Raw genomic sequence first — 20,974 nt, 5'->3', positions numbered from 1 at the left:
ATATGACGAAACTTTGACCAAAGGCTAGTACTTTGGAGAAAAGTATGGTATAGTTGGTTTACTAGGTAACACCGTATACCCCTGCGTTATCTACCATTTGACCTGAAGCCGGAGCAGCGTGGCTCTAAAGCGATGATGCGCGAACTCGTGGATGCAGTATCGTCGTGGCTGCTCATAGAGCTATTGACCACTAGATACAGATTCCCCCAGTGTGCTGTAACCCTCTTAAGCGATGTAAATTACCTGATCAGCACAGGATAGGAGGATACCCTCATGACGAGCAATGAGTTTCGCCGACCAGTTTCTGTTGACTTTGCCCCCGTGGCAGCGCCTGTGAGTGGTGTGGAAAGCCCGCAGAGCGCCAGTTGACCGCAATTGGAGGAACCTATCATAACGAAGGTGGCCTCTTCTGCCGCGCTTGTGGCGAGAAGTTTTCCCAGGCCGTGGTGAATTCGATTAATGTTGCTGCAATGACAAATGTTTCTGGTTACGAACTGTTTTAACTCCCCTTCCACTCTCAATTTTTACTAGCAAACGTTCGCGCTTCGTGTTACCGACCTGTACCTATCCGAGCGGGCCTGCTACCCATCATACTCGTATAATCGTCCAGGGGACAACCGGCTTCAGACTGGAACGCAGACAAGAGAGACTAACGAGAAAGAGGGTCTGCCCAGAATTGGGCAGACCCTCTTTCTCGTTAGTCAAATGGATGTTTACGCGTAGCGCTGAATATACTGTTCGATATCAAAGGGCTTGGCGCGTTCAGCCAGCTTTTGCGCGGCCTGGTCCATCGTCTCACGCTCTTGGCGGAAGAAGACACCGGTAAATTGCTTCTCCGTATCGAGCGCCAGGGTCATGGCCTGGCCACGGTCAGCAATATCGTGCTCAGGCGAGATGGGCGTGACTGAGGCATCCCAGGCGTCAAATGTGTGATAGAAGGTTGGGCAGGGGCTTAGCGCGTGAATAAAGGAGAAGCCTTTATGCTGGATTCCCTGCTCGATGAGCGCCGCCAGATCCTTCGGTTTGGCCGAATAGCCACGGGCAACGAAGCTGACGTTGAGCGAGAGCGCGGTCGCAATTGGATTGAATTGGGAGGCCATCAAGCCATAGGGTGTGGACTTGGTCACATGCCCATGAGGCGAGGTGGGCGAGGTCTGACCCTTGGTCAGACCATAGATCTCGTTATCCATCACGACGACCGTAATATCAATATTGCGCAGCGCGGCATGGACCAGGTGGCCTGCCCCAATGCTGAAGAAGTCACCATCGCCGCCCACGGCCACAACGGTGAGATCCGGGCGTGATATCTTGAGTCCCTGGGCAACAGGAAGGGCGCGACCATGCACACTATGGAAGCCAAAGGTCTTCATAAAGTGCGGGAAGCGGCTTGAACAGCCAATACCCGAGACCACGACCGTCTGATCGGGCGCGAGCTTCATTCCAGAGAGACCTCGCAAGGTTGCGTTGAGTACACCGAAGTCACCGCAACCAGGGCACCAGGTAGGCTTTACTTCGCTTTTATAGTCTTTAGGGGTTGGATTAATGATTGTCTGTGTCATCGGATTAACTGACCTCCTCAATAGCCCGGAGAATCTCGCCCGCTGTGAACGGAATGCCGCCATACTTATTCACACGGATCGCTTGCAATCCATATTTCGCGCCCAGCAGGTTAGCTAACTGACCCGAGTAGTTGCACTCAGGGACGATAACCTTTTGCACCGAATGGATAAACTCTTGAATCTTGCGATCAGGCAATGGTGAGAGAATCTTCAAGTGGAGTGCGGCTACCTTGTATCCCTTTTCGCGGGCGCGGTCAATCGCCTCTTGAATGGTTCCCTCGGTTGATCCCCAGCTGATAAGCCCGATGGTGGCCTCGGCATCGCCATAGCGCTGGGGTTGTGGGAGTTCCTCGGCAGCCGTATACAGCTTGCGGAAGCGCTTTTCCATCATCGCGATATGGTCTTCTGGCTCGTAGTCGGGATGCCCGTACTCATTATGCTCAAGACCTGTCGCCACATAGGGAGTTGCACCGGCTCCCGGGCTGGTCATGGGCGAGATGCCGCTAGCGGTATACGCAAAGCGTGCATAGTCGTGTGCTGCTGTTGCGCCGACGCCAACTGCCTCTTTCTCATCGCTAGCTACTGACTCGGGTTGCAGGCGTGCCTGGACCTCGCCCTGCTTAAAGATGTGGCGATCAACGCTCTCCACACGCGCGGTGAGTGATTGATCGGTCAGGAAGAGGACTGGCATCTGATAGCGCTCGGCCATATTGAACGCGAGTTGTATCAGCTCGTAACAATCAGCCACATTGGCTGGCGCCACGATCATACGAGGCGTATCGCCGTGCCCGGCGTAGAGCGCGAAGCTCAGATCGGACTGCTCCATTTTGGTAGGCATACCCGTGCTGGGGCCAGCACGCTGGGCATCGACAATGACCGCGGGCAATTCAGCCATAGATGAAAGGCCAATCAGCTCCGTCATCAGCGAGAAGCCAGGGCCAGAAGTCGCCGTCATCGCTCGCTTGCCACCGAATGAAGCGCCCAGGACCGCGGCCAGGGCCGCCATCTCATCTTCAGCCTGGAGGAACGTGCCACCGACGTTGGGGAGTTCCTTGGCCAGACCTTCCATGATGTCGCTCGCAGGCGTAATGGGATAGCCAGCGAAGAAGCGGCATTGCGCGGCCAGGGCACCTGCTACGACTGCCTGGTTGCCATTGAGCACAACGCGATCTGCTTTCTCCACGGGACCGAGAACATAGGGATCATGTTTGGATAATTTTTCAACGACATAATTGCGGGCGACCTCAAGGGCCAGCATATTCTTCTCCATCAGCGTGGCGTTAGCCTTGCGTGACTTGGAGAGCTTGGATTGCACAACCTGGGTAATGGCCTCTATGGGCGGGCCGAAGAGTCCAGTGATAGCGCCAAGCATGACCATATTTTTGGTCTGGAAGAGCTGTACCTCTTTACGCGCGATCTCGTTAAAGGGAATCGCATACGTGATAAAGTCGCCAGTTTCAGGAGTAAAGTCGGACGGATCATAAATCAGGACGCCGCCATGTCGTAGATCGCTGACGTTGCGATCGAACGCCTCCTTATTTAGGCAGATGAGTACGTCCGCGTAGTCCCCCATAGATTTTACGGGCTGGTCGCTAATGCGAACCTGGAACATACACGGGCCGCCGAGAATCTCGGCAGGGAAGGTCCGAAATGTGTAGACGTGATATCCCCAGCGGGCAGCTGCCAGCGCAAGAATATCACCGCCTGAAATGGTACCCTCGCCCGACTCGCCGCCTATTCGGATGGTAACTTCGTTCTTCACTGATTTCTCCTCAGCAAAACGTGGAACCGCACCCGGAATGTAGGTAGCGCGGCAATAATTGGGTGTATTGTCATAGTGCTTTAGACACAGTAAATACGGGAAAGTGGGGGCTGTCGCCTGATGGGGAGAGTGGCCACAGGAGGCGTTTGCGCCATTTATAAACATACATACTGAGCAAAAAGGGTACTGTTGCTTCCATCAACCCTCAAGCAGCAGTGAAGCCAAGCAGCCCGCAAACTTTCAATATGCGTTTCCTGTCTGTTCTTGTGCATTCTCGACAATTCACAAACATACGCCAGTCGTAGAGTGATTGTACAAAACACACTTACGACTGATGCTATTATAGCACACTTTAGAGCCGATGCCATCTCGAAAGGATGAGTTTAATCGAGTTCTCATTGGGGGTATTCATGTTTTTGAATTGGCTTCTCAGGCTGGCCCTCTGAGTCAGGGAGGGTAGATGTGAGGATAGAGGTCTGTCTCATCCTCCATGCCTACCCTCCTCTCCCTACGAGCGCCGCGGAGGCGAATTCCAGGCCAAAGTTGAGGTTTTGCTAAAAATGCAGAGTTTGTTTGTGCACCAGCATAAATTGTGAAGAAGGCGGAAAAACCGTTTGATTGGCTTATTTACCCCTTTTCAAGAGGCGTGAGATATGCTATACTACGTTTTGCAACCGGGCCCATAGCTCAGCGGTTAGAGCTGCCGGCTCATAACTGGTAGGTCGCTGGTTCGATCCCAGCTGGGCCCATTTATTTGACATTGAAACAGCAAGAGGCCGATAACCTTCAAGGTTATCGGCCTCTTGCTGTTTGCTTCTGTATGTTTGTTTGTTAGAGGGCGCGGCGTCCACCTGAGACTGCGCGCAGGATGGCGATCAGGATACAGGCACCGATGAAGGAAACAACGATGCTGCCCCAGAAACCGAAGTTGGCATCAGGAATCAGCAGGTTGGAGACCAGGCCACCGAGGAAGGCACCAATGATACCCACAACGATATCGCCAACGATGCCATAGCCAGCGCCACGCATGACACGACCGGCCAGGAAGCCCGCGATCAGGCCAACGACGAGCCAGGCAATAATGCCACCGGGATTGAGTGAAGCTGCGAGAACTGTTGCGACTACCATGATTTATTTCCTCCTAATATCATCTCTCTTGAGTGTTTTTGCGAGTATATTCGAATTCACAATTCCTGGTTAGAATACGTACGTACTCCCAGGAACGGTTTCGCTCAGAAGGGGGTGTAGAGCCTCTTTCAGCAAATTTTTATCTGTGCTTTAAGTTTTCTTAACAGAATTATCCCATATTACATGTTATATTCTTTAAGAGGTATCTGTTATGAGGCCATGCCAGCATGGCCCCTACAAATCTCCATCATTTGTCGGATGCACCGGTAAGGGTGCTAGTAAAGGAATGAGCTATGGCAAGGATGCGTTTTGTTTTTCGTTTTGCCTGTGTGTTGCTATTTGTGGTGAGTGGCCTGGTCGCTGTTTTCTATCTCCACTCGCAGTCAACACGCGCCCAGACTCCGTATAATGTCCTCTTTGATAATGCCCACGCTGAGACGGCAGGGAATGCCGACTGGGTTATCAGCGCCAGCCAGCCTGACCCCCTGGCACAGAATGCAAATCCCCAGGTTGAGAGCGATTGGACGGGTGGCATTAGCGCCTGGGGCGTGACCTTGCAGAAAACGGGGCGCTATAGCTTGAAGACGAATACCAGTGCCTTGACCTATGGTAACAGTGGCAATGCCCTGGATCTCAGCCACTTTCAGGTCCTGGTGCTGCCTGAGCCTAACACACTCTTCACCAGTAGCGAGAAGACGGCCATCTTGAACTTTGTCCATAATGGTGGTGGTTTGTTTATGATCGCCGATCACACTGGTAGCGACCGCAACAATGATGGTCATGACTCGCTACAAATCTTGAATGATCTGATGAATAACAATGGCGTTGGCAACGATGTCTTTGGCATTCAGTTCGATGTGGCAAATATAGCTAATGAGAACCCCAGCAATGACACTCCCAATGGGGACCCTGTCCTCAGCGGACCGTTTGGGACGGCTCATGGCAGCATTATTCGTAATGGTACCACTGAGACCATCTCACGTACCGATAACCCAAATGCGCATGGAATCATCTATCGGAATAGTGTCTCTAATACGGGTACAACGGGTGTCTTCGTGGCTGGTAGTACCTATGGTTCCGGGCGTGTGCTGGCCCAGGGCGATAGCTCGGCCATTGATGATGGTACCTGCGCTTCTGGAAATACCTGTTACGATGGGTGGAATGATAGCGCCGCCCAGGACGCAATCCTGTTTCCGAACGGAACGGAATGGTTGGCTGGTGGGTCAGCGGGGAGTCCAACGCCCACTCCCACGCGTACGTCAACTCCAACCTCTACGCCCACAAATACGCCAACACCGACTTCTACGCCAGCGACGGGTAATATGATCGTGAATGGGGGCTTTGAGCAGGGAAGCTCGCCCTGGGTGGAGCGTTCCAGTGGTGGATATGAAATCGTGGACTCGTCTAATCCCCACACGGGAAGCTCTGAAGCCTACCTCTGTGGGTACAATAACTGTCAGGATAGTATCTACCAGAGCGTGACTATTCCCTCGACAAGTACCACGGCAACCTTGAGCTATTACTGGTATGTAACAACTACTGAGACGACGCATTCCTATGATTTTCTTAAGGTGCAGATTCGTAGCAGTAGTGGAAGCGTGCTGACAACGCTACAAACCATAAGCGATGGCAGCACCGTCCAGCAATGGGTAAGCGCATCCTACAACGTCAGCGCCTACAAGGGGCAGACCATTCAGGTCGCCTTTGTCGCGACCAATGGGTCAAAGAACCCAACCAACTTCTACGTTGATGATGTGGCCCTAAACTAGCAGCAGCTTTCGCGCCTACGGTGCTCAGAAGTAACGAGGAGTGGCGTGGTGTGCGGGCCGGAACCCGCACACCACGCCACTCCTCGCTATCTCAAGGCGAACTTGCAAGCTAACTATGAATTAGAAAAATACACTCCGATACATGAAGCATACCTCTACCTGTTCTTGTTCCTGTTGTTATACCAATATTCCTATTTCTCGTTCTTGCTTATGCTTGGAGCCTTGCTTCTCTGGTTAGAATTAGGTATGCTCTGCCATAAGTAGGACGGAAGGGACTCCACTCATGATCCCGCGCAAAAATGCGAATTTGTTCGTTGCATTGATGTATATGAATGATGGAGTATGCCATGTGTGATCACCATAACCCCCCTCAGAAGAAGCCTTTGCCGTCGAAGGAGTCCCATAACCGCCGGACAGTCTTGAAATTGGGAGCGGGAGCTATGGCTCTTGCCGGGTTGGGCGGATTTGAAGTTGTCCTGACGTCTTCTACTGCTCATGCCGCTCCCTCTATTATCGGAGACGCAACCTGGGGAGCCAGGGCAGCCACTGATACGATTACGGTATTTAATCGCAAGCCAACCGCGATTCTCATTCATCACACTGCCAGTCCCAATACGACTGACTATTCTTTAAATCAGGCCTATCAACTGGCGCGTTCGATTCAGACGTCGCATTTGAATAACGGCTGGATCGATACTGGTCAACATTTCACGGTGACGCGTGGAGGATATGTTCTGGAGGGACGGCATCGCAGCCTGGCAACGCTACAGGGAGGGACCTCCTTTGTCCAGGGGACGCATTGTCCAGTGATGAACGATTCGGCAATCGGTATTGAGGATGAAGGGACGTACACTTCTGTCCTGCCACCAGATGCGCTCTGGAACTCGCTTGTAGATCTATGTACTTATATCTGCCAGCAGTATGGTCTGAACGCCAATAATATCTTCGGTCATCGGGACTTCTACGATACAGAGTGTCCAGGCACACAGTTTTATGGGCGCCTGCCCGCGCTGCGACGCGCGGTTGCCTCGCGTCTTAACAAGCCTTTGCCTGCCTACACCTGGCCAACGCTCAAGAGCCGCACCAGTGGAAATAACGTCAGAACCATTCAGCGTTTGTTGCAGGTGCGCGGCTATAGCGTCGCGGTTGATGGCACTTTTGGTCCAAGCACGGTGAGCAGTGTGCAGAGTTTTCAGTCGGCTAAGGGCCTGAGTGTTGATGGAATTGTGGCCCAGCAGACCTGGGAGGCGCTCATTACCACGGTGACTTCTGGTAGCTCAAGTGCCGCCGTAAGCGCGGTGCAGAATCTCTTGAGCGCGCGGGGCTATAGCGTGAGTGTGACTGGCTATTATGGCAGCGCAACGGCCAGCGCCGTTAAGAGCTACCAGAGCAGTCGTGGACTGACCGCTGATGGCACTGTCGAGAAGGGAACCTGGTGTGCCCTGGTGGGAGGTGTCCTGGGTTAGTTTCTCTCCTCAGGCCAAATTAGGGTTGGAGTATCAGGCCTGATACGTTAGCGCACGTGGAATACGTGGTCTGGGTATCAGGCTTGAGTATTGCGCTTACCAAGACCGCAGAGGATGAGGTGCCAGACGCGCTCAAAAGCGGCATCAATGTCCGGGTCGGACCATTCGGAGGCGTGAGTGGGGTTATGATAGCGTGTGGTCGCGTCAATCACGGCCTGTCCCGCGCTGATGGGATCATCGGTTTCGAACTCGCCGCGCCTGACCCCATCACTGATGATATATGCGGCCTGTTCGGCGAGGAGTTCAACATGGGCCTTGACGACAGTTCTGGCTTCCTTTACCAACTCCATATACGTGGCGAAGAGTTCTGGATCGTTAAACGCCCGGCGGTGTTTTGTACTGATGAGGAGCTTGAGCCAGCGCCGTAGCCGTTCAGGAGCAGGCGTATCCTCCGTTACGACAGCTTGCAGAGGTGCTGAGACCTCGACGAGCCAGCGCTCGGTGACCGCGTCACGTAGTGCTGCCTTACTGGGAAAGTGGCGGTAGACGCTGCCATGGCTGACATTGAGCGCGCGGGCAACATCAATGACGGTTGTCTTCGCTGGACCATAGCGGCGCAATACCTCTTCAGCCACATTGAGAATGCGCTCACGGGTTAAAATCTCATCGCTCATCGCACACCAGCCTGGAGATAGCGATGGCTCAAGCCAGGCTCTATCGCCTGGCCTGGGTGCTGCCCCTCCGAACTGTCTATTACTCTGCCTTGAGCGTTCAGGCATGGGAAGCTTTTAAGCATTTTTTAGTTCTCCTCTGATATGCAAATGAGCGAGTTATATTCGAGTTATGAACAAGTATATGCGCGTGGTTAGCAGTGGTCAATACTTGTTATTCTGTTCTCTAGAACACCACCCCATGCAGAAGCAGCCGCGTTGGGTACTCTTCGCCAGTGCTTGAGAGGCGGTTAAAGCGAAACTCAAGAAATTCGCTATAGGCGCTTGTGAACACTTCTAGCTGTCCTATCGCCGATTGTAAACTCTGGTCAAGGATGTGCGCGTTAGCTGGAGTGAGACCGATACTGATGTCTGAGGCAAGGTGCAATGTGATCTGCGTCTTGCGAGGTTGACTTTCACCTTGATCTATTGTGGCGTTGGCTAATTGTGTACATACCGTTGAGGACATAACTGTTGCTAGAGAACTTGGAGAGGCTTGAACGGCAAAGGTTGCTTCGTGGGACGAAAGTGGTTGAGAGAAAGAAGGAAAAGTCATAAAGTAGCCTCACTTTTTAGAAACTATACCAACTATAGAGAGGAAGAGGCAAAAAGGCGGCGCGGCCCTGCGCCGCCTTTTCTTGTTGAAACAACAGAGGCTTCCCCTGGAAGAGTAGCTTTATCCGCGCTCGCTATCGAGGTGGTGCATCTGTGACTCGTCGTAACGCGAGCCAGCGGCGGCGCCTGCTGGCACAGCCCGTTCGATTTGAGCAAGGTCTTCAGTCGTTAACTGGAGATCAAGCGCGCCCAGGGCCTCAGTGAGCCGTTCACGACGACGCGCCCCGATCAGGGGGACGATGTCGCTTCCGCGCGAGAGCACCCAGGCAATGGCGATCTGGGCTACAGTGACGCCCCTGACCTCGGCAATGGAGCGCAGGGCCTCCACGAGCGCGAGGTTATGATCGAGATTCTCGCCCATAAAGCGAGGACTGAAGCCGCGGAAGTCGCCAGCCGCCATGTCGCGTTCTTTAGACCAGTGGCCGCTGAGGAGGCCACGTGAGAGCACACCATAGGCGGTGATGCCTATGCCTAGCTCACGGCAGGTCGGAAGAATATTCTCTTCAAGCGAGCGTGAGAGCAGAGAGTACTCGATCTGCAAGTCAGAGATGGGATGAACTGTGGCGGCGCGATGGATGGTCTGGGCGCTTGCCTCTGAGAGGCCGATGTGCCGTACATAACCTGCCTTCACCATGTCTGCGATGGCGCCAATGGTCTCTTCAATAGGCACAGTGGGATCGACGCGCGCCGGGCGATAGATATCGATGTAATCTGTGCCAAGGCGGCGTAGCGTATAGGCGAGGAAGTTTTTGACGGCGGCGGGACGTCCATCGTTGCCAGACCAGCCGCCAGCGGGATCACGCAGCGCCCCAAACTTGACGCTGATGATGGCTTGCTCGCGTTTACGACCCTGGAGCGCCTGCCGGAGCAAGAGTTCATTATGTCCCATGCCGTAGAAATCGCCAGTGTCCAGCAGGGTAATGCCAGCCTCCAGCGCGGCATGAATGGTAGCGATGCTCTCATTTTCGTCGGCAGGCCCATACAGGTCTGACATACCCATGCAGCCCAGACCGAGTAGAGAGACCTGGGGGCCAGTTGTACCCAATGTTCTTGTCTTCATTCTGTTTGCTCCTATGGAAATCCTCTGTGGATATGGTGTTCGCATTTGTGCGTGTTGATGAAAGTATAACCCATCAAATGACAGATGTCAATATCTGTCATTAATAATGTGAAGACAAGGTGAGAGCAACGCAGGTTAAGAAATCAAGCAGCGTCCTGGTGATTCCGATGTTTCCTTTCTGGATGGGCAACACTACAGAAGGGCAGGCTCAATTGTTCTGTACTTCGCCGATGACTTCGGCGGCCAAGCGTTCCATCTGCTCGCCCTCGTCAAAGAGTGGGTGGAGCTGGATGAGTTCGGCTCCCGCATCCGCGACCTCGCGCAGACCTTTGATGCAGGTTGAGGGCGGCCCGTAGACGGCAACTGCGGTCATGCCAGAAGATCCGTAGATCTGCTTGAGCCCGGTGTCAACCCGCTCGCGTGCTCGGGTGACATTGTCATCGACGGCAATATAGACGCGTTTGGCGATCTGAAATGAAGGATCCTGTTTTGATTCTGCCAGCGCCTCGCGAAGCACGTGGACCTGCTGAGCGAACTGCGCTGTGGTAGAGCTTCCGGCACCAAAGAAGCCGTTGCCGTAGCGGAGCGCACGACGCACCGCTGCCGGGTGATTGGCACCGATCCAGAGCGGCGGGTAAGGCTTCTGGAAGGGTTTGGGCTCCATAGACGCGCCATCGAGCTGCCAGAAACGGCCGCTGAAGTTAATGCGCGGCTCGGTCCAGCAGGCCTTCATCAGCCGCAGTCCCTCAGTGAAGCGAGCAATCAGACTGGCAGGGTCAACCTCGAATGCGGAGAACATTCTCCCTCCTCCGCCACTGCCAACACCGACCTCGATGCGCCCACGGCTGAGCTGATCCAGCGTGCTGATACTTTTGGCGAGATGGATAGGATTGTGCAAGGGGCTGACGAAGACGGCGCATCCCAGACGCAGTCGCGTAGTGCAAGCTGCGGCGAAGGTCATGAGTTCGAGCGGAGACAGGGTCGGGACGGAGCCAAATTCTATTTTTTTCGTTCCACTCCTGAGTTCGAGTGGAGCCAGGGCCGGTGCGGAGCCAAGCACTACTTCTTGCGTCCAGACACTATGAAAGCCGAGAGACTCAGCCCTGGTCAGATAGTCGCGCAGCTTGGCCGGATCGAACGTGCCGTCAGGAACGCGTTGAGGTATGGAAATAGCGAAGTGCATAGCAGCCTCCTGATAGTGAATTGAATACGCTTTTGAATTGAATACTCATAGCACGTTTCTTGTGTGCTATCTTTATACCCGGATATCCCCGAGTATGCTTCTCTGGACATGCCTCTCTGCCGAAGCGTGCCCAGTTGGAGAGACACTTATTAAACTGTTGGGAAGAGCAAAACTGTGCGGTCTGGTGAGGGAGATTTTCTCGGCACTATGACAGGTGGTACGAACGGTTCAGAATGCTCGGACCTGTGGCAAAAAGCCTGCGCCGTGCGGTAGAATAAAAGTGTTTGGAACAAAAGGATCACGACTTGCGGCGCGGTCGCAACGTGTGATGAGCCAGGGCAAGGCGGCGAGGAGAAAGGTGCGCTTGATGCCATCTGAACAAAGGAAGACAGACAACCTATCGAGCAAGAAAGATCGTGTTGAGGAGGTACGGGTCACGACACGGCTGACTCCTGGCTCATCTGATATCAGTCCCTTGATCGAACCCTATCGCAGGGAGTTGCTTCTGCACTGTTACCGCCTGCTGGGGTCATTGCACGATGCCGAGGACGCGGTGCAGGAAGCCATGCTGCGTGCCTGGCGGCATTTTGACACGTTCACTCAGAAGGGTCCGGGATCGCTGCGCACCTGGCTTTACACGATTGCGACCAACACCAGCCTCGACGCACTCAAGAAACGCTCGCCGCGCACGCTGCCGACCGCAGCCTCTCCTGCGTGGAACCCGCAAAGGCCGGTTGCGCCCAGGGGGGCTGAGGCGCTCTGGCTTGAGCCTTTCCCTGACAGTTGGTTGGCGGAGGCGACGGAGAACCCAGAAGTGCGCTATACCAGGCACGAGAGCGTTTCCTTGGCCTTCCTCACTGCCCTCCAGTTACTCCCACCTCGCCAGCGGGCCATCTTGCTCCTCTCGGATGTGCTGGACTGGCGTGCCGTCGAGATCGCACGGTTACTTGAGATCTCGGTAGGAGCGGTGAACAGCGCCTTGCACCGTGCTCGGGTGACGTTGGAGAAAAACTATCCGAGCTCTCAGAGAGAGATGGCGCAGGTTCACCATGCTGATGCAGCCACGAACACGTTGCTCGCCCGCTATCTCCAGGCATGGGAAACAGACGATGTGGATGGGCTTGTGGCGCTTCTGACAGAAGACGCGACGCTCTCCATGCCACCGGTCCCTTCGTGGTATCAGGGACGAGAAGCGATTCGCACGATTCTCCTGGCTGTCTTATTCCCATCTGGCGTGCAGAATCGGTGGCGTTTATCTCCGACGCGCGCCAATGGTCAGCCTGCATTTGTGGTGTATCGAGCTGATGAAGCAACACGATCCTATCGAGCGTTCGCGATACAAGTCGTCACCCTCGATGCTTCGCGGCGCGATCTGCGACAGGTCGCCGAGGTGACGGCATTTCTTAGGCCGGAACTCGTCACTTCCTTCGGATTCCCGCTTCTACTCCCTCAATAAAGGTACCATCTCGCTCTTGTCCCTCATTGGTTTTCTGAGCACAGCTCTGTCAACCTTTCTCTCAATTACTTGACTGGTGTTCTTAAGAGCTGAGATGATCTTGGAAATATCTGGGAATAGCAGCATGCTGGAGAGGGTTGTCATATATAGTACAAAGACTCATAAGCTCAAATAGTCGCCGCATACCAATAAACATGAGAAGAGACAAATAGATGGAACAAAAACGAGATATTGAGAATCGGGACGATATTGTCTACATGGTCAGTACGTTTTACCGCAAGGCCACGCAAGACCCGCTCATTGGCTTTTTCTTTACGGACGTGGCCGCCATTGACCTGGAGGCGCACCTGCCAGTGATGTATAACTTCTGGGAGAATCTGCTCTTTCAGACGGGCAACTATCGTGGCGGCATGATGTATAAGCATATCCTGTTGCATCAGAAGGAGCCGCTACGTTCCCAGCACTTTGCGCGCTGGTTTGAGTTGTTCTCCCAAACGATTGATGGCGCATTCGCGGGGCCAAGGGCCGAAGAGGCCAAACGGCGAGCCAGGACAGTGATTCAGACGATGCCTTTAAAGCTGCAAGGCGCATCTCTGCCCCTGACATGGCCACGCTAACCTCTCCTCTTTCTGTTTATATCAACCACGCAAACGCTTTGGGTGCGACATACGTGTCATATATAACCCGTTTATCTGTTCCCAGGGTAGGCCCCTGGATCTGTGTCTTGTCTCCTGTTGGGGAACACGATACAGCGTAACCGAGATACAAGGAGAGGGAGCGTGGAAGATATGCCAAAACGTGTGTTGGTTGTTGAAGATGAAGCCGATATCCAGACGGCTGTGCGAACGCTGTTAGAAAACTCAGATTATGAGGTAACGAGCGCTGAGAATGGGCTGGTGGCTCTTGAATTACTGGAGCAGGGGCTTCAGCCCGATATCTTGCTGCTCGACCTGATGACTCCAAGCATGAGTGGTTATAGCCTGCTGTATGAACTGCACCGGCGAGGAGTAAGCAATACGTTCTCTATCATTGTGATGAGTGGTGATGTCTTAACGAAGCAGCAGATCGACCTCTTTGGTATTAAAGGCTTCATTAGCAAGCCCTTTGATATTGATGAGCTTCAAGCCATGATAGTGTCTGTGTAGTATATCTATGTGGGGCAGATGTTGACCTTGTGCATAATGAGAATATGCTCCTATACAGACTATGGAAAAGAGGTCGTTAATGGATACAAGTGAGGTACAGAAGCTGTTTATCTCGGCCGGGTTAGGGCGTCTTACGAAGGACCTTGATGCCCTGGTCAAGCCCTCGATTCGCCTGGAGGTCACACCGGCTGAAGAAGCTACGCTTCAGCCGGGAGTCTCCAAATTTGGTGGTCTGCCTGATTTACCTGCGGATGTCTCCTGGCCTACCTGGCAGCGTCTGCCGCAATCATTTATCGCGCAGTTTCGCTTACAAGATGTTCGTCCTTATGATGCCGCTGGTGTGCTACCTGTCCAGGGAATGCTCTGGTTTTTTTATGATGCGCAGCAGGAGACATATGGCGATGATCCCGCGAACCGGGGAGGATGGAGCGTTATCTATCAAAAGGATGCCCAGAGGCTGAAGCGCGCGACTGTGCCTGCAAAACTCCCTAAGTCAAGCCTTTTTAAGGCAGGTTCTGTTCAATTCACACGTGAACTGACGCTATCCCAGGTACCCAACCTGGAGATCGCCAAATACGATTGGAGTGATGACGAACAGCAGAAGTACGATGATCTCCTTGCCAATTTGTTGCCACAGGAGAAACGAGCCTTTCGTCATCGTTTGCTTGGGAATCCTGATCTTATTCAGGATGATCTGCGTGAGCAGAGCCAGCTTATCTCGCACGGAGTCACCGATGATAATGATCCGCGCCAGAAGCAGTTGGAGGTGGGGGTGAAGGCGTGGCAGCTCCTTTTCCAGGTTGATACAGACGAGCGCCTGGGCATGCGCTGGTCGAGCACGGGTATGCTCTATTATACGATCACGGCTGAGGATTTACGCGCGCAGCGTTTCGAGAATACCTGGTTGATCTTGCAGGCGGACTAGAATATACTGAGTTCCTCTTCATACGATAACATATGCTGCAAGAAGGGGAAAATAACTGTGATAACCTATCCTGGTCGTAGGGCCTGGCTCTTGCTGGCCCTGCTGTTTGTGGTGAGTGGGTGTGGCACCGTCGTAACGACTCCACCAGGCACAAGCCCAACAATACCAACAGTGACGGCAGCCCCTGCCTCGGCTGAGCCTCAATGGGGCGTGCGAACCAAAACCAGTGGTTGCCAGGCCAGTAATGGTTTGCAAGATAAGGCCTGTACGCCGGGGGCGATATTCTCCGATGCCACCAAAACAAAAATTTGTGTGCCTGGCTATGCCAGCTCGGTGCGCAATGTATCGGTGAGCCTGAAAAGCAAGGTCTATGCCGCCTATGGCATCAAGAAGCGCCGTCCGGGGCAATATGAGGTGGATCACCTGGTTAGCTTGCAACTGGGCGGATCGAATGATATCGCCAATCTCTGGCCCGAGTTGGCTGAGCCGAAACCGGGCTTTCACGAGAAGGATCGCGTTGAGAACTGGCTGCATGACCAGGTGTGCAAGGGCAAGATGTCGCTGCGAGATGCACAGATCAAAATTGCTACTGATTGGCGAGCCGTCTACAACAGCCTTCCTAGCCAGTTTAATGGCTCAGACAGCGACGATAGCGATTAATAGCAGGCCAACGTAAGAAGCAAGATGAGAGTCTTTTTGTCAGAGCCCGAGGGGAAAGCGCCCCTCGGGCTCTTTCCTGTTTGTTTGTAGTGGAAGGTGTGGAAAGGCTCTTGCTCAGGATCGCGTATAATAAGGAGAAGTGTTGTTTAGGAATAGTTCTATTCGGAGGTTTATTGTATGCGACCCTGGTCTGTACAGTTAAGTGGACGCTTTGAAGAACATGTATTTCAGAGCGAGGTTCTCAAGGGCAATCCGTTGGGTGATCCCTCCGCTCGCCCACTGTGGGTATATCTCCCGCCAGGTTATGACGCTGAGTCGGAGCGACGCTATCCAACGGTATATCAGATCCAGGGCATGACGGGCCAGTTGGATATGTGGCGCAATCGCATGGCTTTTCGCAAGAATTTTCCTGAGCTGGTGGATGAACTCTTCGCGCAGAAGGAGGCACCACCCTGTATCGTGGTGTGGGTAGATTGCTGGACCTCGTATGGTGGCAGCCAGTTTCTCGACTCCCCAGGGACAGGAGCGTACCACACTTATCTCTGTGATGAAGTCGTTCCCTGGATCGATGCGCATTACCGGACCCTTGCGCGGCGCGAGCATCGTGGTATTGCAGGTAAATCGAGTGGTGGCTATGGTGCCATGATTACCCCCATGCTACGTCCGGATCTCTGGGGTGGCTTGGCCACGCATGCGGGTGACGCGCTATTTGAGACGTGCTATCTGCTAGAATTTCCAGCCTCGGTGCGTGCATTGCGCGATCAATATGATGGTTCATTTGACAGGTTCTGGGAATCTTTTCGCAGCCGCCCGGCCCTGACCAGGGAGAGCGATATGCCCTTGCTCAATGACTGGTGCATGGCGGCTTGCTACTCTGCGGACGAGGATGGAACGGTTCACCTGCCGTATGACCTGCGGACGGGCGAGCTGAGACCTGATATCTGGGAGCGCTGGCTGCGCTGGGACCCCGTGCGAATGGTGGTGCGCCATGCCGAGGCACTGCGCTCACTTAAGGCCATCTACATTGACGCTGGGAGGCGCGACCAGTTCTACCTCGACCTGGGCGCGGAAGCCTTTAGAAGAGAGCTGGAGAAGATTGGTGTTACCGACATCTTCTTCGAACTCTTCGATGGTACTCACTCAGCCATTGAATATCGCTATCCACTCAGCCTGAAATACCTGGCGGAGCGCCTCAGCCCACGCTAGCATCAATATATGTAAGCGGGAATTTTTATCGTCATAGATTGTTCTAGCTAGCTGTAGGGCATAATTTAAGCATATGCCTTACAGCTAGCCTGCGTATGTAGAAAAGGAGATCCTATGTCGACACATACCCTTACTATAGCTATTCTTGGTGCTGGCAACATCGGTGGAACCCTGGGGAAGAAGTGGCATGCCGCCGGGCACCAGGTGGCCTTTGGTGTCAATAATCCAGAGAGCCCAAAGGTTCAGGCGGTGCGCAGTGACCTTGGCGATACTGTTGTGATTAGTTCAATTGCTGACGTGCTGGCGAAGAATCCTGACGTGGTTGTTCTGGCCATCCCTGGCAAGGCGGTGGATGAGGTGTTAGCGACTTATGCTGCACAACTGGATAAGCGCATTATCATCGACGCGACCAATCGTGTGGGTGAGACAACCATGCATAGCCTGGAAGTATTTGAGAAGCATGCCCCCCAGGCCCAGGTCTTCCGAGCTTTTAATACGCTTGGCTGGGAAAATTTCGCTGATCCCTACTTTGATGGTATCCAGGCCGACCTCTTTTACTGTGGTCCAGAGGGTGAAGCACGTTCTACCGTCGAGGGCTTAATTGGGGATGTCGGTTTACGTGGCGTTTACCTTGGTGGTCCTGATAAGGTCGGCCTGGTTGATGCTGCCGCTGGACTCTGGTTCGCGCTGGTCTTTGGCCAGGGCAAGAGTCGGCACCTGGCCTTTAAGGTCCTGGAGCGCTAGTCACTAATGGCGAGGCTAGAAATTTTCTCGCCCCGCCACTCATCCTTGAGCAGGCTGAAATAGTATTCATCCTCGAATTGGCCATTGAAGTAGAAGCGCTGGCGTAGCATCCCTTCATAGGTAAAGCCGAGCCTGAGCAGCAGGTTTTTTGATCCTTCATTGGCAAAATCGATGATGGCCTCTATGCGGTGAAAGGCAAGTTCGTGAAAGCCATAGGACAGGACAGCCGACATGGCTTCGGTCATGATGCCCCGGCCCCAGTAGGCGCGATTGAGATCATAGCCCGTTTCTGTGTAATGGTAGTCCGGACCGAAGTGGTGAAAGCTGCATGTGCCTATGATGCTCTCCTCCCCTTTAAGCGCTATGCCCCAGCGGATGGCTTCGCGCCGGGTGTAGCGCTCCTGGAGTTGCTGAAACCAGGTCTGCGTCTCAGCAATTGACTGATGTGGAAGTTTGCCATAATAGCGCATAACCTCTTCATCTGAGAAGGTGGCGAAGAGCGCCTCAATATCACCGCTCTGGATTTCGCGAAGCTGCAAACGTTCTGTGGTAAGCGTGGGGAAATGTGTAAAGGCTGCATCAATGGTCATATATATAAACTCCTTTGAAGTAAACTGAATAGTTAGCCATTAAAATAGCGTTGGAAGACAAGATGGTGCGCAAACTCTAGCGCAGTGGCTACTGCGCCGAGAAGCACGCTCTCATTGCCCAGCCTGGTGGCGATAATACGTGGTCGCGTTGGCAGAAGCCGACGCAGTGTTTGTTCTAAGGGTTGAAGGAGTAAGTCGGTGCGTTGTCCTATGCCACCACCCAGAACGATAAGTTCAGGATCCAGTATCGCAACGATGGCCGAGATCGCAAGAGCCAGGCGTTGCCCCTCTTGTTCGACGACGGCAAGCGCCTTTGCCTCTCCCTGGAGTGCAGCGGCAAAAATTTGTTTGGCTGATAAAGGCTCGGATAGGCCCTGTGCCTGAGCCATATGTATAATGCCCTGCGCCGAGGTGGCCTCTTCAAACATTCCCAGGTAGCCCTCATTTGGCTCGACTGTATCTTCCAGGTCCAGGGACTGTGTTGCCCCGAAGGGCAGAAAACCAATCTCTCCCGCTGCGCCATTTGCCCCTCGGTAGAGGGAACCATTGAGGACGATACCCATGCCGACGCCAGTTCCGATCAGGATATATACAAATGTCTGAGTCTCGTTCCCCCAACCAAATCTGCGCTCGCCCAGGGCCGCCAGGTTGGCGTCGTTTTCAAGTGAGATACTCAGCCCTAATGCTTCCTGTAACTCTGTCAGCAAACCATGGCGGCCCCATTCAGGGAGGTTGGACGCGAAACGGACGCGTTTACTCTCTTCATCGAAGACTCCTGGCGTGCCAATAACGGTGTGAACCACCTGTTCCCAGGATAGCCGAGCTTCAGCAGTAAGCTCACGCGCCAGGTGATTGATCAATGCAACCAGGGACGCGGCACTCTGCGTCGTGTTTGGCACATCCCGCCGCGCTACAATGTGTCCCGCCAGGTTGGAAACGGCGGCCCGTACCCAGCCTCGGCCAACATCGACACCAATGACGTAGCCGGCCTCTGGATTAGGCTCGTACAACGTCGCGATTCGCCCTCCTTTATTGGAGACAGATTGTCCAACGGCCCGCACAAGTTGAGCCTGCTCAAGGCTGGCGAGGGCCTGTGACACCGTAGGCTTAGATAGACCAACCACGCGCGCGAGCTGCGCACGTGATGTGGGACCATGGCTGCGTAAATATTCTAGCAGGGAGCGTTCATTGATCGCTCGTAGCAGAGATGGCGTACCCGCTTGATATTCTGGTTGATGTGAATTGCCCACTGACATTGTCCACTCCTTTGCCACAAGAGATAGATGGCTTCCTCATTGTAAATGATCTTTACCAACTTAGAAAGGGGTAAAGGATGCCCATATTTGTGCGATAGAGAACAAATATGTAATTCTCTTTGAAGCTCTCCTACTTTTCCTTGAATTGATATTGACAGACGTTGGTTAGGAAACTATACTAACTATATGTACCACGAGAACGTATGAAGCATAGTTTAAGCCTGTTGCAGAGGCAGGCGTAACACGAGGAGGTCCCCCGTGAGTTCTTCAGACATCAACCGGGAGTCAGAGGTGATTCCCACAGGCACAACGCAAGGCACCGTTGCTGAGCGAACGACAAACGGATTTGTACGCAGCGTTGGATTGTTGACCGCGACGGCGATCAATATGACTCAGATGTGTGGTATTGGGCCATTCATCACCATCCCGATCATGGTTGCGACCTTTGGTGGGCCGCAGGCGATCATTGGTTGGATTGCAGGGGCGATTCTGGCCCTGGCGGATGGATTGATTTGGGCTGAACTGGGTGCGGCCATGCCTGGAGCCGGCGGCACGTATATTTATCTACGCGAGGCCTTCCAGTACCGTACAGGGAGATTGATGCCGTTTCTCTTCATCTGGACCGCGATTCTGGCTATTCCCCTGATTATGTCGACTGGCGTCATTGGCCTGGTACAGTACCTGGGCTATCTCTGGCCAGGCATGAATTGGTGGGAGGTTCATCTTGTCTCCCTGCTGGTTGTTGCCGTGGTCGTTTTTGCACTCTACCGGCGCATTGAATCGGTCGGCTTCCTGACCAATATCCTCTTTGTGGTCATGTTGGTGTCCATTGGCCTTGTCATCGTCGCATCTTTTACGCGCTTTAATCCACAACTCGCGTTTACCTTTCCTGCGAACGCTTTCACCCTCAATGGCCAGTTCTTTGCCGGCTTAGGAGCTGGCTTGCTGGTCGGGGTCTATGACTACCTGGGCTATAATACAACCTCATACATGGGCGATGAAATGCGCTCGCCTGGCCGTGTTATCCCCTGGTCCATTATTATCTCTATCCTGGGTATCATGCTCCTCTACCTGGCTCTGAACATTGGTGTGATGGGTGTGGTTCCCTGGCAAGAGGTCGCGAAGTCTTCATCGATTGCCTCACTGGTGCTGGAGCGTATCTGGGGCAAAGGTGTCTCCAGCGTGGTAACGGGTTTGATCATCATCACTGCGTTCGCCTCGGTGTTTACCGGCTTGCTCGGCGGTTCACGTGTGCCTTATAACGCGGCGCGTGACGGGGTCTTTCTCCGCCCATTTGCGAAATTGCATCCTCGCTACCACTTTCCTCATATTGCTCTGCTTGTGATGGGCCTGCTGACCGCTATTGGTTCCTTCTTTGATCTGGGAACTGTCATTAGCATGCTGATCGCGGTAATTGTTCTCATTCAAGGTGTTGGGCAGGTGGTTGCGCTGATCGTCCTGCGCATGAGACAGCCTGAGCTCAAGCGCCCTTATCGGATGTGGCTTTATCCTTTGCCGGGCTTGATCGCTGTGGCTGGCTGGGCGTATGTGTACTATGCCTCTGGTTGGACCTCTGTTGGCCTCTCACTGGGCTGGCTAGTTATTGGCGTCGTCGCCTACCTTATCTGGGCGCGCGTCGAGCATACCTGGCCGTTTGGCCCCAAGGAGATCCGTGAGGTATATGTCGAGGAGCAGGCTGCGCAGCAGCCTGGCATAACAGAGGCGGCGCAATAGCAAGCG

At 53.7% G+C, this 20,974-nt stretch carries 19 protein-coding genes and 1 tRNA gene; 11 read left to right on the top strand and 9 right to left on the bottom strand.

Going from position 1 to position 20,974, the window contains the following annotated elements; all coding sequences use genetic code 11:
- Positions 1 to 713 precede the first annotated feature (713 nt).
- Both JMJ04_RS00540 and JMJ04_RS00535 read right to left on the bottom strand, forming a co-directional pair.
- Positions 714 to 1,559 carry a 2-oxoacid:ferredoxin oxidoreductase subunit beta gene (locus JMJ04_RS00540; RefSeq protein WP_201368627.1) on the bottom strand — a complete coding sequence of 282 codons (846 nt, stop codon included), beginning with the start codon at positions 1,557 to 1,559 and terminating at the stop codon, positions 714 to 716.
- 4 nt (positions 1,560 to 1,563) lie between these two features.
- On the bottom strand, positions 1,564 to 3,321 hold the full coding sequence (locus JMJ04_RS00535; RefSeq protein WP_201368626.1) for a 2-oxoacid:acceptor oxidoreductase subunit alpha: 1,758 nt from the start codon (positions 3,319 to 3,321) through the stop codon (positions 1,564 to 1,566).
- A 676-nt stretch (positions 3,322 to 3,997) separates the two neighbouring features.
- Here JMJ04_RS00535 and JMJ04_RS00530 point away from each other — a divergent pair.
- A tRNA-Ile gene (locus JMJ04_RS00530) sits at positions 3,998 to 4,070 on the top strand.
- A gap of 82 nt (positions 4,071 to 4,152) precedes the next feature.
- Here JMJ04_RS00530 and JMJ04_RS00525 read toward each other — a convergent pair.
- On the bottom strand, positions 4,153 to 4,449 hold the full coding sequence (locus JMJ04_RS00525) for a GlsB/YeaQ/YmgE family stress response membrane protein (protein ID WP_201368625.1): 297 nt from the start codon (positions 4,447 to 4,449) through the stop codon (positions 4,153 to 4,155).
- 293 nt (positions 4,450 to 4,742) lie between these two features.
- On the opposite strand from JMJ04_RS00525, the gene JMJ04_RS00520 reads away from it, so the two are divergent.
- Entirely contained in the window at positions 4,743 to 6,218 is a 1,476-nt protein-coding gene (locus JMJ04_RS00520; RefSeq protein WP_201368624.1) for a M6 family metallopeptidase, read from the top strand.
- Positions 6,219 to 6,565: 347 nt separating this feature from the next.
- Positions 6,566 to 7,684: a peptidoglycan recognition protein family protein gene (locus tag JMJ04_RS00515; protein ID WP_201368623.1), complete on the top strand. Its 1,119-nt coding sequence runs from the start codon at positions 6,566 to 6,568 to the stop codon at positions 7,682 to 7,684.
- Between the two features lie 77 nt (positions 7,685 to 7,761).
- Here JMJ04_RS00515 and JMJ04_RS00510 read toward each other — a convergent pair whose 3' ends face one another.
- From JMJ04_RS00510 to JMJ04_RS00495, 4 genes are all read right to left on the bottom strand, one after another.
- Complete coding sequence (locus tag JMJ04_RS00510) at positions 7,762 to 8,358, bottom strand: TetR/AcrR family transcriptional regulator (protein WP_201368622.1); 597 nt, start codon at positions 8,356 to 8,358, stop codon at positions 7,762 to 7,764.
- Between the two features lie 223 nt (positions 8,359 to 8,581).
- Complete coding sequence (locus JMJ04_RS00505; protein ID WP_201368621.1) at positions 8,582 to 8,863, bottom strand: hypothetical protein; 282 nt, start codon at positions 8,861 to 8,863, stop codon at positions 8,582 to 8,584.
- A gap of 207 nt (positions 8,864 to 9,070) precedes the next feature.
- Complete coding sequence (locus JMJ04_RS00500; RefSeq protein ID WP_201368620.1) at positions 9,071 to 10,069, bottom strand: aldo/keto reductase; 999 nt, start codon at positions 10,067 to 10,069, stop codon at positions 9,071 to 9,073.
- A 208-nt stretch (positions 10,070 to 10,277) separates the two neighbouring features.
- Positions 10,278 to 11,252, bottom strand: a complete 975-nt coding sequence (locus tag JMJ04_RS00495) for an LLM class flavin-dependent oxidoreductase (RefSeq protein WP_201368619.1) — start codon at positions 11,250 to 11,252, stop codon at positions 10,278 to 10,280.
- 367 nt (positions 11,253 to 11,619) lie between these two features.
- On the opposite strand from JMJ04_RS00495, the gene JMJ04_RS00490 reads away from it, so the two are divergent.
- The 7 genes from JMJ04_RS00490 to JMJ04_RS00460 all read left to right on the top strand — a co-directional run bounded on the left by JMJ04_RS00490 (position 11,620) and on the right by JMJ04_RS00460 (position 17,388).
- Positions 11,620 to 12,708, top strand: coding sequence for a sigma-70 family RNA polymerase sigma factor (locus tag JMJ04_RS00490; protein ID WP_236037844.1), 1,089 nt, complete (start codon positions 11,620 to 11,622; stop codon positions 12,706 to 12,708).
- A 212-nt stretch (positions 12,709 to 12,920) separates the two neighbouring features.
- Positions 12,921 to 13,325 carry a group III truncated hemoglobin gene (locus JMJ04_RS00485; RefSeq protein ID WP_201368617.1) on the top strand — a complete coding sequence of 135 codons (405 nt, stop codon included), beginning with the start codon at positions 12,921 to 12,923 and terminating at the stop codon, positions 13,323 to 13,325.
- A gap of 171 nt (positions 13,326 to 13,496) precedes the next feature.
- A complete protein-coding gene (locus tag JMJ04_RS00480; protein ID WP_236038106.1) occupies positions 13,497 to 13,853 on the top strand; it encodes a response regulator in 357 nt (118 codons plus the stop codon).
- A 79-nt stretch (positions 13,854 to 13,932) separates the two neighbouring features.
- Positions 13,933 to 14,778, top strand: coding sequence for a YwqG family protein (locus tag JMJ04_RS00475; RefSeq protein WP_201368615.1), 846 nt, complete (start codon positions 13,933 to 13,935; stop codon positions 14,776 to 14,778).
- Between the two features lie 57 nt (positions 14,779 to 14,835).
- Complete coding sequence (locus JMJ04_RS00470; RefSeq protein ID WP_201368614.1) at positions 14,836 to 15,438, top strand: HNH endonuclease; 603 nt, start codon at positions 14,836 to 14,838, stop codon at positions 15,436 to 15,438.
- 177 nt (positions 15,439 to 15,615) lie between these two features.
- Positions 15,616 to 16,644: an alpha/beta hydrolase gene (locus JMJ04_RS00465; RefSeq protein WP_201368613.1), complete on the top strand. Its 1,029-nt coding sequence runs from the start codon at positions 15,616 to 15,618 to the stop codon at positions 16,642 to 16,644.
- A 114-nt stretch (positions 16,645 to 16,758) separates the two neighbouring features.
- On the top strand, positions 16,759 to 17,388 hold the full coding sequence (locus tag JMJ04_RS00460) for an NADPH-dependent F420 reductase (protein WP_201368612.1): 630 nt from the start codon (positions 16,759 to 16,761) through the stop codon (positions 17,386 to 17,388).
- Here JMJ04_RS00460 and JMJ04_RS00455 read toward each other — a convergent pair.
- Positions 17,385 to 17,978, bottom strand: a complete 594-nt coding sequence (locus JMJ04_RS00455; protein ID WP_201368611.1) for a GNAT family N-acetyltransferase — start codon at positions 17,976 to 17,978, stop codon at positions 17,385 to 17,387. The genes JMJ04_RS00460 and JMJ04_RS00455 overlap by 4 nt on opposite strands.
- A gap of 32 nt (positions 17,979 to 18,010) precedes the next feature.
- A complete protein-coding gene (locus JMJ04_RS00450) occupies positions 18,011 to 19,234 on the bottom strand; it encodes an ROK family transcriptional regulator (RefSeq protein WP_201368610.1) in 1,224 nt (407 codons plus the stop codon).
- 258 nt (positions 19,235 to 19,492) lie between these two features.
- On the opposite strand from JMJ04_RS00450, the gene JMJ04_RS00445 reads away from it, so the two are divergent.
- Positions 19,493 to 20,968 (top strand): APC family permease, encoded by a 1,476-nt coding sequence (locus JMJ04_RS00445; protein ID WP_201368609.1) that lies wholly within the window; start codon positions 19,493 to 19,495, stop codon positions 20,966 to 20,968.
- Positions 20,969 to 20,974 lie beyond the last annotated feature (6 nt).

The organism is Ktedonobacter robiniae, from assembly GCF_016587375.1.
Lineage (GTDB): Bacteria > Chloroflexota > Ktedonobacteria > Ktedonobacterales > Ktedonobacteraceae > Ktedonobacter > Ktedonobacter robiniae.
This window is presented reverse-complemented; position numbering and strand designations above follow the sequence as displayed.

Bases quoted from the DNA above. Each gene is read 5' to 3' on its own strand.
- JMJ04_RS00540 (WP_201368627.1), bottom strand. From the start codon at position 1,559: ATGACACAGACAATCATTAATCCAACCCCTAAAGACTATAAAAGCGAA.
- JMJ04_RS00525 (WP_201368625.1), bottom strand. From the start codon at position 4,449: ATGGTAGTCGCAACAGTTCTCGCAGCTTCACTCAATCCCGGTGGCATT.
- JMJ04_RS00520 (WP_201368624.1), top strand. From the start codon at position 4,743: ATGGCAAGGATGCGTTTTGTTTTTCGTTTTGCCTGTGTGTTGCTATTT.
- JMJ04_RS00515 (WP_201368623.1), top strand. From the start codon at position 6,566: ATGTGTGATCACCATAACCCCCCTCAGAAGAAGCCTTTGCCGTCGAAG.
- JMJ04_RS00510 (WP_201368622.1), bottom strand. From the start codon at position 8,358: ATGAGCGATGAGATTTTAACCCGTGAGCGCATTCTCAATGTGGCTGAA.
- JMJ04_RS00505 (WP_201368621.1), bottom strand. From the start codon at position 8,863: ATGTCCTCAACGGTATGTACACAATTAGCCAACGCCACAATAGATCAA.
- JMJ04_RS00500 (WP_201368620.1), bottom strand. From the start codon at position 10,069: ATGAAGACAAGAACATTGGGTACAACTGGCCCCCAGGTCTCTCTACTC.
- JMJ04_RS00495 (WP_201368619.1), bottom strand. From the start codon at position 11,252: ATGCACTTCGCTATTTCCATACCTCAACGCGTTCCTGACGGCACGTTC.
- JMJ04_RS00490 (WP_236037844.1), top strand. From the start codon at position 11,620: ATGCCATCTGAACAAAGGAAGACAGACAACCTATCGAGCAAGAAAGAT.
- JMJ04_RS00485 (WP_201368617.1), top strand. From the start codon at position 12,921: ATGGAACAAAAACGAGATATTGAGAATCGGGACGATATTGTCTACATG.
- JMJ04_RS00480 (WP_236038106.1), top strand. From the start codon at position 13,497: ATGCCAAAACGTGTGTTGGTTGTTGAAGATGAAGCCGATATCCAGACG.
- JMJ04_RS00475 (WP_201368615.1), top strand. From the start codon at position 13,933: ATGGATACAAGTGAGGTACAGAAGCTGTTTATCTCGGCCGGGTTAGGG.
- JMJ04_RS00465 (WP_201368613.1), top strand. From the start codon at position 15,616: ATGCGACCCTGGTCTGTACAGTTAAGTGGACGCTTTGAAGAACATGTA.
- JMJ04_RS00460 (WP_201368612.1), top strand. From the start codon at position 16,759: ATGTCGACACATACCCTTACTATAGCTATTCTTGGTGCTGGCAACATC.
- JMJ04_RS00455 (WP_201368611.1), bottom strand. From the start codon at position 17,978: ATGACCATTGATGCAGCCTTTACACATTTCCCCACGCTTACCACAGAA.
- JMJ04_RS00450 (WP_201368610.1), bottom strand. From the start codon at position 19,234: ATGTCAGTGGGCAATTCACATCAACCAGAATATCAAGCGGGTACGCCA.